This window comes from Sphingobacteriales bacterium (genome assembly GCA_016711285.1).
In the GTDB taxonomy this organism is placed as follows: Bacteria; Bacteroidota; Bacteroidia; order Chitinophagales; family UBA2359; genus JADJTG01.
In genome coordinates this window covers 356,540-369,042 of sequence record JADJTG010000013.1, presented here as the reverse complement: position 1 = coordinate 369,042, position 12,503 = coordinate 356,540, and the positions used below count along the sequence as shown (strand labels likewise).

Below are 12,503 nucleotides of genomic sequence, written 5' to 3'. Positions count from 1 at the left end.
CAGGCTCAATCTTTGATAGAAAACCTTTTAAGAGATTTAGTATGTATATTTTGAAAAAAACGCCAAGTGTATAACTTTTTTTATCGGATAGCATCTATTTATTATCTGTATTTGTCGGTACAAAGCGATTATTACAAAAAATTGCGCCGACTGTTAGGATTTACACCACATAATCTGTCGGTGTATAACTTGGCATTTCGTCATAGCTCCGCAGCCGACCAGCTCATCAAAAACAACGAGCGTCTGGAATTTTTGGGCGATGCCGTATTGGATATGGTAATCGCACAATATCTATTCAAAAAGTACCCAAAGGCTACCGAAGGATTTTTGACAGAGATGCGTTCTAAAATTGTGAGCCGCAAAAAATTAGGAGAAATCGGCGGACAAATGGAGTTGCAGTATTTTTTGGAGTACAATAAAAATGCGTTGGTGGTCAATCGCGGTATGTTGGGAAATGCGCTGGAGGCTTTGGTAGGAGCGGTTTATTTAGATGCCGGCTATCTGTTGGCGGAGCGTTTTGTCAATCAAAAAATCATCAAACCCTTCATAGATTTGGAAGAGTTGCAACGCACCGAAGTCAATTACAAAAGCAAGCTACTGGAATGGTCGCAAAAAGAAACAAAAAATCTGGAGTTTGAACTCATCAACGAAAAAATCCTCGACAGCAATCAGCGCGTATTTACGTTTGCTGCCAAATTAGACGGTGAACGAGTAGGAACGGGGCAGGGACTGAGCAAAAAGTCGGCACAAAAGAATGCCGCACAAAACGCCCTCGAACGCCTAAAATTGGAGTAAAAAAGAACTACAACTTTCCGCCTCCCTTAATTTGTGCCGATTGATAACCATTTTCCCTTTTCAACGATATGCAGCATACGGCATAATCCCATTGCGGTTGTATAATATCATCTGCCAACAAAAAATAAAAAGCCTTTCTATTCTTAACATTCACGCCCTGTATCAGGGAGCGTGCCGAGTTTTTCATTATATCCGGTGCACGATGAATATTTCTGTTCAAGATACGCCTGTATTGTGTTAAAGGCAGTTGATGTATCCCATTTCCTGCACCACCGATATTCAGGTAGGCATCAGAGCGCAAATCTACAGCGACCAAATCTCTACCATTGGGGCAAGTATAAGAAGTTATACCATCTATAAAACAGATATAGTCCAATATTTGCGAAATGGATTTTTTATTAATTTTGAACTATAAAATATTTATATATGTCTTTTCCTAAAATTATTCAAATCAAAGAAACAATCAAAGAACTTAAATCTTTACAAAGGCGTAGTATTCCACTTATTGCAAAAGAATAAATATTCTTATTGTGTTAAAAAAGATGAGCATACTGAATTTCAAAAAGGAGTTTCTGATTTAACAGGATAAATCATAACACCGTATTAAAATGGAGAAATACTATGCAAAAGAAGGCTTAGATGCGTTTTAAAGCTGGAAGAATTGGTTTAAACCTTCCATTATAAAGGACAATGAACGAGAGCAATTAGAAAATTTTGACCAACCCAGCAATGGAATGGGTTATAGAACTACTAAACTGGGTAAATACTGAATTACAAAGATATGAGTATATTACTTTGGTGAAATATGTACAACGAAACTTTAATACCAAAATAAAGTTGCCCAAAAGTCTCAAAAAGAAGAAAAGGCAGTGGAGGCTTTAAAAACTTCCATCAAAAGTGTATAAACCTTTACCAGTAAGTTTCCCATACAAAACAGTGAATCTATATTTTCAAGATGAATCAAGATTTGGAATGTTTACAAGAAATGGGAAAATACTTACTTCAAAAGGAAAAACCTATCTGTCCTTACCATCAAGTTTTAAATCTACCTATCTTTTGGCTCATTTCCCTTTGGATGGGGATAATTTCTTGATGGAAATGTCTTTATGCAATGCACAAACTTTTCAAGTTTATCTGAATGAATTATCAAAACATAGACCATCGGAATATAAAATTTTAGTCTTGGATAATGCTGCCTTTCACAAGGCTAAAAAACTAAATATTCCAGAAAATATAGGAATGATTTTTCTTCCTCCATACTCGGAACTTAATCCTGCAGAAAAGGGTGGAAATTTAAACGATCATTTACAAATATTTTATGCAGTTCTTTAAATCAAGTCAGTGATTTTATTACAAAACGTCAAAATCTAACCTCAAATGAGGTTAAGAATATATGCAGTTTTGACTATGTTTTTCAATATTTTGATTGGACTATTTAGTACATATATTTGGTATTAAATTAACTTTTTGAGAAGCGGATTTGGGCAATATCAATAATAAAAAAGGGCTTACGACAATACCAAATAGCAATGCAAACATAAAAGTTGTAGAAAATCCCTGCCGCCACTTTGAAATATTTACATTCATAAGCGACTTATCCTTTTGAATTTTTTGTAAAATAAAATTCAGAGCACCATACAAACCCAATAAAATCATCAAAGCATTAAAACCCACCGAAACCGCTAAATTTCTGCCAAATGTGGGTAAAAAAGGCATAGAAAATAAAATACCTGCTAACGAAAAAAGCAAAAACCATATCATTTTCCTTGAAAAAAAACTTGTTTCGGCAGTGCTGCTGTTAAATAAATAAAAGATAAGCAGCAATAAAGTAACTCCTAATCCATACATCAAAATATTATTATTAGAAAAAACCAAGTAATTTTTCAAATCTCCTTTAAAATAAGTACCCATAAATCCCTTCAAAGGCTGCATAGGATTGGATTTTATATTATCCCAAGCAACTTTATAAATATAATCATTTCTTTGATTGACCGTTTTTAGTTGCTGCATTCCTTGTTTTAAATCCTGATTTGCCTGTCTCCAGCTTTTGGCATCTTTACCAATAGAGAGCGCATATAAATTGCGCGAAAAATTGCCCTGATAATCCTCTTGTGAAGCCGATACCATCATTGAAACAACAATGCTGATTACAAAGCCCAATACAACAGCAACTACATTTGACAATAAAAAACGATTGATTTTTTTTTCAGCCAAAAACCAAAATGAAAAGACCAACAAAGCAGGAATAATAAACATAGCACCCGGACGAACGTTCATACCGACACTTAAAAGCAGGAGTCCGAGTGTAAAATATTTTCGCTCACCCCAAACCCCCTCCAACAAAGCCACCAAAGCCAATTGGCCTACGGCAATACCGAGCAATTCCGTTCCGAACGAGCCGATAACCGGAATTAAATAAACCGCACAAAACACCACATAAGCCACCCCGATTCCGAGCATTGTTTTACGGGCAATATATTTACCTGCCACATAAAAAGAAAGAGCCACCAATGAAGTATTGAGAACATGAAACGCCACTACATTCTGAAATACTAATTTCAACAATATCGCATTGGTAGTCATAGCAATGGGCTTCCAAGCACTGCCGCCGTGAAGTTTCACACCGTGAATAAGCTGCACGATACTTTCGTAATAAGCAGCTGCATCGCTGGTGGCAATCACACTCTTTATTTGATATAAAGCTCTTGAATATCCATACCAAGTATCAAATAACAAGGAAAAAGACACTGCAAAAGCAAAAAACAAAATAACGTATCGTTGTAAACGGCGATATAAAACATTCTTTTTATTGTCAGAAACCTTAAATAAATTAAATAATATTTCTACAGCAAAAAACAAAAATGGTGCGCCATAAAATATCCATTTCAATTGATGAAATAAAAAATATCTTTGAGAAAACCATAAAATCAACAACAATACAACAACAGCAATAAACAAAATCAGGTATGAAGAAATATTTTTTTTCATATCATTGAAAAATAGAAACGACACTAAATAAGTTACAATGTTAAAGTATCATCATGATAAATCACAGTAAGTACCGTTTCTCCAACGGCACGTAGGGTGCGTTGCTCAATGATATTCATATTATCGTCGTGGGTATGCCAAAAATCGCCAAAACCTTTGACATAGGTTTGCGGGTCGTACTGAATAATATCAATAGTGGGAATATTAGCAATTTGGTTGATGTACAAATGGTCGTCAATGATTTCATTTACGGCACGGAAAACGAAATAGCTGCTATGACCAATGGCATTGCCGGTTTCCCATACTTTTTTCAAAATATGAGGCGCATAAGCTCTTGATACGCCTTCCTGACAAAATACGGCATCGCGAGAGCCAACCATATCCAACAAAATACCATAATTGGCGCGGTATCCGGCGTGGTGCGGGTTTTTCGCCCAATACTGACTGCCCAAGCACCAGCCTTCGCCTTCAAAACCATTATCTTCAGCGTCCCACAACATCATATCCACACCTATATTTTTGAGGGGAGTATTTTTGAGTTGTTGAGCTATTTCGAGCAATACGGCTACACCGCTTGCGCCATCATTTGCACCCAAAACGGCTTCCTTCTGACGCTCATCGTCTTGGTCGGCAATCATGCGGCTGTCCCAGTGTGCCGACAACATAATACGATAAGTGGCTTGGGGATTAAAACTCACAATGATATTATACATCGGTGCATTTTTGCCCATAATCGTTACTTCACTTTTTTGTATCTGCACGCTGTCTGCCAGTTGGCGCAATTCTTTTTCGAGCCATTCGGCACATTTTTTATGAGCAGACGTTCCGGGCACGCGCGACCCAAAATCCACTTGTTTTTTTACATAATCGTATGCGCGTTGTGCATCAAAAGGAGCAGCCTTTGAAGGAAGCGCAACAGCAGGAGTGGGGGGCGTGTTTTTTTTGGGGGCGGCAGGGTCTTGTTTGCAAGCAAATGTGCCGAGCAGCAGCAAACTGCATATAAAAAAATACAAGGATTTCATGTTGATGATAATAAAGAATACAGAAGTATTACATTTTTTAATAAAATAAAGGCATATATTTTCAATCACAAAAAAAGAGAACAGCACAGTTTTTACCAGCCAAACTGCACATATTTAATAGTTTTTCCGGCTTCTAAGTGCATTAGCTCATATTTGGTTTTGATGTGCAGCAAAGGATTGTCGGGAGCAGCGGCATACAGGTTATCGTATTGTTCAAAAATTTTCACTTCTTTATCCGCTTGCAGCACCTCCATCGTAAATTCGTAGAGCAGGTCACTGTCGGTTTTTAAATGAATTTTTCCGTTCGGCTGCAAAAAACGGCGGTAAGTTTTCAAAAAACGGGGGTGTGTGAGGCGTTTTTTGGCGCGTTTTTTTTCGGGTTGGGGGTCGGGAAAAGTAATCCAAATGCTGCTGACTTCGGCGGGTGCAAAAAACTGGTCAATGAGTTCAATCTGCGAGCGAATAAAAGCAACCTGCTGTTGCTGCGCTTTGAGCGCACGTGTAGCACCACTCCAAATCCGGTTTCCTTTCAAGTCCACACCGATATAATTTTGCTGAGGCAGCATTGTTGCCATATTGCGGGCATAATCCGCCATACCGCAAGCCAATTCCAGCACGAGGGGGTTTTCATTATTAAAATACGCTGCCCACCTGCCGCGCCACGAAACCTCCGCACCGCTGTGGTCGTACAATTGTGCCACCGGAAAACTTTTGTTATGAAACACATTTGGCAGCGTTTCTACTTCTGCAAACTTAGTTGATTTATTTTTACCCATTCCACAATATAATAAAAAAACAAGCGTAAAGTTACATTACAGAAGCGGTTGTACAACAAAAAATCAAAAAAGTTGTTATAGATGACTTTAAATAAAAGTGCTTATCTCCAAATAGCGTAGATTTTTCAACACATTGAGCAAAAACCATAGCTCATAAAAAATATATTGTCAATGAGTGAATTTAATAATCTTTCTGTTATTTTTAATGTCCGATACGATACAATATATTTGTAAAAATTAATAAGCAAGATAAAAAAAAACGAGAAGTAAGATGAAAGAATTTATGGTAGAAATTGCTTTGCCTCAAAATCCACCACCACATTTTTGGCAGTTAATTCCCGAACAGCGCAAATACATTGCTGCCTTGTTTGATGAAGCCAAGCTCCTCAATTATTCGCTTTCAGCCGACCGCAGCCGCCTGTGGGTGGTGTTGCCCGCCGAAAACGAAGACAAAGTACGCGAAATTATAGAAAATATGCCTTTGTACGATTATTTTGAGTACAGGGCGGTGGAGTTGATGTTTCACGAAAATATATCATTCGGGCAAATTCCGATGATTTCGCTCAATTAATAATTAGTCTATGCGAAGATACGGTGCTATTTTCTTGTATTGCTCGGCACTGATGGCAGGGTTTTCCGCCAATTGAGCCACCGATGTAAAAGCTCCTGCCTTTTGGCGCATTTGAACAATAGCCACTGCCACCGAATAAGCGATATATTCGTGGCGCGCCAATTCTGCTTCGCTGAGGCGGTTGATATTGAGGCGTTGCACCTGTGCCGGATCTACTTGCAGACGGTTTTTTATTTTGGATAGCCACGCCGATTTCACGCTTTTTACTTCTCTGAGTTGTGCCAACTCCACAAATCCGCCCAATTTAGAGCGATAATTAACAATATCCTGCGCTATATTTTCATTCATATCGGGCAGTTGCAGCCACTCGGCAATGGTGGCGGTGTTTATATTCAACAACTGCAAAGCAGTGGGTGGCGTTGCTGCAATTTCAATATAAGGCTCTAAACGACGATATTCCTCCTCCGAAATCACATACATTTTTTTAAAATCTTCTTTTTTTCGGAATACGCCTCCTTTTTCCACATATTTACGAATACTTTTGAACTGTGCCGCACTCAATCCCAGAGCTTCGGCTTGCTGTGCATTGAGCAAATTAGGGTCAAAAGGTGCAAGCACCGATGCAACAGTCGGTGTGTTGGTATTGGTGTTGGTGGCAAGTGCATTGTTGGCAGCAGCAGATGTGCGCTCGGCGGGCAGTTGGATATAAGGCTCTAACTGACGATATAAATCGGGGGGCAGGCTGTAAATTTTAGCCACATCGCTTTTGATACGGAAAGTGCCACCTTTTGCCAAAAAATTCTGAATAGTTTTGCACACAGCAGCAGGCAGTCCCATTTGCTTACATTCCTGTTCGCTCCATTCATTGGGATTAAAAGGTTGCAATTGCAATACAAGGTCGGGCGCAGGCGAAGAAGTGGGCGGCGGCGATGCAGTAGAAAACGAAGTTTCAGGTTCAGCACCCACCGAAGCGGGCAGTTGCAAAAAAGGCTCTAAACGTTGATACTCGGCGGCTGAAAGTCCGTAAAGTTTTCCAAAATCTTCTTTTTTCTTAAAAGCCCCTCCTTTTTGCCGATATTTTATCAAATTATTGCACACATATTGCTTAATACCCAATTGCAAACATTCTTCCAAAGTAATTTGATTGGGGTCAAAAGGAAAATAAGCGGCATTTACTATCGGCTTGCCGGCAGCATCAAACACTACGGCGGCTTGCTCGGAAGCAGCGGCGGTTTGTTGTTGCTCCAACCAAGTGGCGGCGGCTTGTAGGGTTTGAGAAGGAAGCGTTGTTTCTGCAACTCGCCGATAAAAATACCATTCAGCCGTTATTTTGAGCAATACCGCCGACAACAAGAGCAGCAACAGCACACGTTTATCTTGTCTGTTGAAGGTAAAATAATGACGCAAATGCGCTTGTGCCTGTGAGAATAAGCTGTGTAGGCGCATAAAAAGGAATGAAAAGTGGTAGAAAAATAAATTTACCCAAAACAAAACGTCTATTCTTCCGAATAGCTGTCGGGTTCAGGCTTAGGTGGTGTACGTAATACTTTCATAAAAAAATAAACAGTAAAAGCGGTAATTACAATTTCGGAAATTACCATCATCAAAACAGCAGAAGTACTCATTATTTTTTATTGATTTTTAACCAGAAATTTTTTTTATAAAAAAATAAACATAATCACGCTTTTCACAACGCAATATAGCAAAAAAAACAAATTAAAAGCGTTTTTCTGCAATTTTTTTATCCAATTCGGGATTTTTATTGCCTAATTCTTTTGATTTTATCCACATTTCCACAGCTTTATTCACATTTCCGAGTTTAAAATAAATATCTCCGGCGTGTTCTACAATCACGGGGCGTTTGTCGCCGCCCTGCGCCAGTGCTTTTTCTATCCAAGTAGCGGCATCAGCGTATTTTTGTTGCTGAAACATAATCCAAGCGTAGGTATCCAGAAATGATATATTGTCGGGTTCTATTTCATTGGATTTTTTGGACATTTCTTCGGCTTTGTCGAGGTTTTCGTTGCGCACCGACAAATAATAGCTGTAATTGTTGAGTACATAAGCGTTGTTGGGGTCGATGCGCAAAGATTCTTCGTAGCTTTCGTCCGATTTTTTGTACTCGCGGGTGGTATTGTAAATATCGCCGAGTTGAGCATAAATTTCGGTAAGCAAATTGGTATTGTCGGTAGCAATAAAGCTGGCTTTTTTGAGCGATTTTACTGCTTTTTCGTAATTATTCAAATGATTATTTGCCAAGCCATTGAAAAAATAAGGCAATGGCTGGTTTGGGAACAAATCAATGGCGGCTTGTGTATTATCGGCTAAATCCTGATGTTTGTTGAGGTCGGCAAGAACATAAAATAATTGCTGCCACACCAAATAGTTGCTACCATCTAACTGGGTTGATTTTTGGTACAAAGGAATAGAAGCCTCTTTTTCGCCACCATAAAACAAGATATCGGCACGAATAGCATTGGCTTCGGCATCTTCGGGGTGGGTATCTATCATTATTTTAGACAGTTCCAATACTTCGTCAAAAGCGGGCGTACCTTTTTTGCTGGCATAGTCGCCATATTTGGCAAGCAACACCTCTACTTTGCCGTGCGCCCCCACCGCCGGATTACTGAAAAAACCCCTCAGTTCCTGCATATATTGTTCCGAGTCGCCGTTATCCAAATGGTACTCTGCCATTGCCAAACGTGCCATCGGATGATTGGGATTAAATTCCAAAATTTTGCGATATGCTTCAATGGCTTTGTCTTTTTGGTTCATTACCACATACAATTCAGCCAGTAGCAGATAATATTTTTCGCGGTGCGGGTATTTTTCTATCAGTTTTTGCATTTCCTCTATTGCCTTTTCGGGCTGTTCCAACTCCATATAAAGGCGTTGTTTTTCGAGGGTAATGTTTTCGTCAATACCCATCAACTGCTCCAATTTGTCGAATACTTTCAATGCTCCGGCGGCATCGTTTTTAAATTTGAGTGTATAAGCCAAATCGTAGTAGTATTCGGGGTTATCGGGATCTTTTTTTATCAAAGCCTGATACACCTCCTCCGACTTATCCATAGAGCCGACAATTCCGAGCACATCGGCATACATCAGTTGATACCATTTGTTGTCGGGGTCTAATTTTACGGCTTTTTCAATATAGCGGAGTGCGTCGGCAGTTTGGCGTTCGTCGTAGGCAATGCGCGAAAGTTCGTAATAAGCGGCATCGTTTTTGGCATCAATTTCTACACAGCGATCAAAGAGCGTTTTAGCTTCTTCGTAGTGTTGCAAAATCAATGCTTTTTGTGCCTGAATAAAAACATCTTCGCCCTCCAATGTGTGTTTGAGAGCGGCACTGTTGCTTTGCTTGCCGTTGCCTTTCTTTTTGTTTTGCGCCATAGTGGTATTCCACTGTACAAACAGGCTCAAAACCAACAAAGCCACGATACCCAGCTGCCGTTTATGTGTCATTATCTTTGAAAAAATATATATAAAAAAAGGTATAAGCTACATAACAACTATATAGCCTTTATTGATTTTTAAAAAAACAAAAAAATGTTCAAATACTGTGTTGTTGATAAGGGTTTTCAATAAACCAAAGAAAAAAAACGTTTAATTTTTTATTTTCTTGTATAAAAGTTTTAAAAAAATGAAATGATTGACTAAAAAAAATTTTTATTCATCATGGCAAAAAGAAAAATCGCCGATACTCCACTCTTCTGCTTTGCTTTTGAGTGTCACGTTGCTGCCAATCATACTGTTGTTGATGTGCTTGCCGATGATGTTGCTTTTGTGCTGAATGATACTGTGGCTCACCACCGAATGATGGATACTGCAATGGTTTCCGATGGATACATAAGGACCTACTACCGAATTTTTTAAAATTACGCCTTCACCGATAAAGCACGGTTCAATAATTACCGAATTTTCCGACATAAAATTGCGCCCCTGCACGATGCTTTCTTTTTTGTGTTCTAATACGCGCTCATTGGTATAAATACAAGCGTCTTTATTTCCACAGTCCAACCATTCTTCCACGCTGCCTACCGTAAAACGGGTGCCTTTTTGCTTCATATTCTCCAAAGCGTTGGTCAGTTGAAATTCTCCTTTATCTTTGATGTCATTATCCAATAAATATTGCATTTCGCGGCGCAGGTAGTCGCCGTCGCTGAAATAATAAATTCCGATAATAGCCATATCACTGACGAAGGTGTCGGGTTTTTCTACAAAATCGCTGATAAATCCGGCTTCGTTGAGTTTTACAACTCCATAGGCGCGGGGGTCATCTACGCGCTGCACGATGATGCAGCCTTCGTCGGCGAGGTTGAAATGAAAGGAAGCACGGAATAAGGTATCGGCAAAAGCCACGATGGTGCGCCCCTGCAACAAAGGAGCAGCGCACAAAATAGCGTGTGCTGTGCCGAGTGGTTTGTGCTGATGATAAATATGTCCGGTTGCACCCAAAGAAGTCGCCAGTGCGAGCAGGTCTTTTTCCACTTGTTCCCCAAAATCACCGATAACAAAACCGATATTATCTATTTTTTCGCCGGCCATACTTTCCAAATCCTCCACCAAACGCTGAACCATCGGTTTGCCGGCAATAGGAATAAGTGGTTTGGCAGTTGTAAGTGTGTGCGGGCGCAGACGAGTTCCGCGTCCGGCCATAGGAATAATGATGTTCATATATCAAAAGAAATTAAAATCGTCAATTGAATACAAAATTAAAAGCGTGAAAGTAACAAAAACAGCCCATACAATCAAGAAAAGCGCAAAAAAACAAAAAAAATGAATGTGCAGAACAGGCATAAAAAAGCAAGAAATGAAATAAAAAACTTTTTTAGCTTTGATACTGAAAAAAAACAAGCCGATTAATATGAATTTAAAGCACTATCTCCGCCCTGTATCTTCCGAAAAAATACTGAAAGACCAACAATTTTCGGTGCATCAGTGGGCTTATCAGGTAGATTTTTATAAGGGCGAGCCTCTCGATATAGAAGGCTATCAGATAGCAATAGTAGGTGTAGCCGAAGACCACGAGAATACAGATATAGAAGAAAACTGTTCTGCCGCGCCGTATCATATTCGTCAGGCATTTTATAAATTATACAGTTGGCACAAACACCTCAAAATCATAGATTTAGGCAACATCAAACCGCACAAAGACTTGCATCGTGTGCAGGAGCGATTGAGCAAAATAGTAGCGTGGTTGCTGGCACAGCGCATTATACCTATTATTTTAGGAGGTACGCACGATTTTACTTTTGCACAGTTCAGTGGTTATGAGGAGCAAAGCAAAGGAATTGAAATGGCGGTAATTGATGAACGCATTGATTTGCTGAATCACAGCGACGACCACGAATCCCAATCTTTTTTGTACAAGATATTTGCCCATCAGCCGAATTATTTATATCATTATACACAAATTGGTTATCAGCATTTTTTTGTAGATCCTTCTGTTATCAATACGTTTGAAAAGTTGCATTTCGGGTGTTATCGTTTGGGCTATATACGCACCGATTTGCGGCGTACCGAACCCCTCCTACGACATTGTAACCTGCTGTCGATAGATATGTCGTGTGTGTGTGTGGCAGATGCTCCGGCACAAAAAAATGGCTCTCCAAATGGCTTGAGCGGCGACGAAATATGTCGTTTGATGTATTTTGCCGGACTGAGCGAACATATTTCGTCAGTAGGTATTTATGAGCATTATCCTCAATTTGACGTGCGCGGGCAAAGTGCATTGCTCATTGCTCAAATGGTTTGGTACTTTATAGAAGGCATCAGCCAAAGGCGCAACGAATACCCCGAAAAAGGAGAGGAAAATTTTGTAAAATACATCGTGAACTTAGAGGGGCGGCAAGACATAGTTTTTATCAAAAGCCCGCGCACCGAGCGTTGGTGGATGAAAGTACCTTTGCTGCACCCCACCGAACAGCTGACACACCGCTACATTCCCTGTTTGCACGAAGATTACATAGCTACCTGCCAAAGTGAAATTCCGGATCGTTGGCTGCAAGCCTACCTCAAACTTGCCGAGCAAGTATAATCCGAAAAAAAAGAGTCATAAAAAAAATTAATTATCGGAAGCCTTATCTAAAATTTCCTTTGCCATATAATACAATCTGTCATCTTCCAATCGTACTAAGCCGCCATTAGGTCCTTTTTCATAATGAATATTGGGTATATCGCCGCAGTGTAGCGGGTCGCCTCCGAAATAGCTGCGCACGGTTTCTTCATCATAACCTGATTTTTTGGCAATCATACGCATTGCCCCCTCCGGCAGACTGTCTTTGAGATGACGCAGGTCGTTGAAAGTAATATACATAGCCATAATTACAAGTATTTAAGTTATTATAA

12 protein-coding genes are annotated in these 12,503 nt (G+C 39.6%); 4 read left to right on the top strand and 8 right to left on the bottom strand.

What is annotated here, in order from left to right; all coding sequences use genetic code 11:
- Nucleotides 1-66: 66 nt before the first annotated feature.
- Nucleotides 67-795 (top strand): ribonuclease III, encoded by a 729-nt coding sequence (gene rnc / locus IPL35_11015; protein ID MBK8443896.1) that lies wholly within the window; start codon nucleotides 67-69, stop codon nucleotides 793-795.
- Between the two features lie 7 nt (nucleotides 796-802).
- Here rnc and IPL35_11010 read toward each other — a convergent pair whose 3' ends face one another.
- Complete coding sequence (locus tag IPL35_11010) at nucleotides 803-1,171, bottom strand: hypothetical protein (GenBank protein MBK8443895.1); 369 nt, start codon at nucleotides 1,169-1,171, stop codon at nucleotides 803-805.
- 560 nt (nucleotides 1,172-1,731) lie between these two features.
- Here IPL35_11010 and IPL35_11005 point away from each other — a divergent pair.
- The gene (locus tag IPL35_11005) at nucleotides 1,732-2,127 is read left to right on the top strand and encodes a transposase (GenBank protein ID MBK8443894.1); all 396 of its coding nucleotides are present in this window, start codon (nucleotides 1,732-1,734) and stop codon (nucleotides 2,125-2,127) included.
- A gap of 99 nt (nucleotides 2,128-2,226) precedes the next feature.
- On the opposite strand, the gene IPL35_11000 is transcribed toward IPL35_11005, so the two are convergent.
- From IPL35_11000 to trmB, 3 genes are all read right to left on the bottom strand, one after another.
- Nucleotides 2,227-3,477, bottom strand: a complete 1,251-nt coding sequence (locus IPL35_11000) for a hypothetical protein (GenBank protein MBK8443893.1) — start codon at nucleotides 3,475-3,477, stop codon at nucleotides 2,227-2,229.
- 338 nt (nucleotides 3,478-3,815) lie between these two features.
- Nucleotides 3,816-4,805 (bottom strand): M28 family peptidase, encoded by a 990-nt coding sequence (locus IPL35_10995; protein MBK8443892.1) that lies wholly within the window; start codon nucleotides 4,803-4,805, stop codon nucleotides 3,816-3,818.
- A 92-nt stretch (nucleotides 4,806-4,897) separates the two neighbouring features.
- Nucleotides 4,898-5,581, bottom strand: coding sequence for a tRNA (guanosine(46)-N7)-methyltransferase TrmB (gene trmB / locus IPL35_10990; GenBank protein MBK8443891.1), 684 nt, complete (start codon nucleotides 5,579-5,581; stop codon nucleotides 4,898-4,900).
- A 271-nt stretch (nucleotides 5,582-5,852) separates the two neighbouring features.
- Here trmB and IPL35_10985 point away from each other — a divergent pair, with 271 nt between their 5' ends.
- A complete protein-coding gene (locus IPL35_10985; GenBank protein ID MBK8443890.1) occupies nucleotides 5,853-6,152 on the top strand; it encodes a hypothetical protein in 300 nt (99 codons plus the stop codon).
- A gap of 3 nt (nucleotides 6,153-6,155) precedes the next feature.
- On the opposite strand, the gene IPL35_10980 is transcribed toward IPL35_10985, so the two are convergent.
- The 3 genes from IPL35_10980 to IPL35_10970 all read right to left on the bottom strand — a co-directional run bounded on the left by IPL35_10980 (nucleotide 6,156) and on the right by IPL35_10970 (nucleotide 10,829).
- A complete protein-coding gene (locus IPL35_10980; GenBank protein MBK8443889.1) occupies nucleotides 6,156-7,598 on the bottom strand; it encodes a helix-hairpin-helix domain-containing protein in 1,443 nt (480 codons plus the stop codon).
- 270 nt (nucleotides 7,599-7,868) lie between these two features.
- The gene (locus IPL35_10975) at nucleotides 7,869-9,617 is read right to left on the bottom strand and encodes a tetratricopeptide repeat protein (protein ID MBK8443888.1); all 1,749 of its coding nucleotides are present in this window, start codon (nucleotides 9,615-9,617) and stop codon (nucleotides 7,869-7,871) included.
- A gap of 204 nt (nucleotides 9,618-9,821) precedes the next feature.
- Nucleotides 9,822-10,829: an NTP transferase domain-containing protein gene (locus tag IPL35_10970; GenBank protein ID MBK8443887.1), complete on the bottom strand. Its 1,008-nt coding sequence runs from the start codon at nucleotides 10,827-10,829 to the stop codon at nucleotides 9,822-9,824.
- 190 nt (nucleotides 10,830-11,019) lie between these two features.
- Here IPL35_10970 and IPL35_10965 point away from each other — a divergent pair, with 190 nt between their 5' ends.
- Nucleotides 11,020-12,192: a formimidoylglutamase gene (locus IPL35_10965; GenBank protein ID MBK8443886.1), complete on the top strand. Its 1,173-nt coding sequence runs from the start codon at nucleotides 11,020-11,022 to the stop codon at nucleotides 12,190-12,192.
- Between the two features lie 27 nt (nucleotides 12,193-12,219).
- On the opposite strand, the gene IPL35_10960 is transcribed toward IPL35_10965, so the two are convergent.
- Complete coding sequence (locus IPL35_10960; protein ID MBK8443885.1) at nucleotides 12,220-12,477, bottom strand: DNA-binding protein; 258 nt, start codon at nucleotides 12,475-12,477, stop codon at nucleotides 12,220-12,222.
- Between the last annotated feature and the right edge of the window lie 26 nt (nucleotides 12,478-12,503).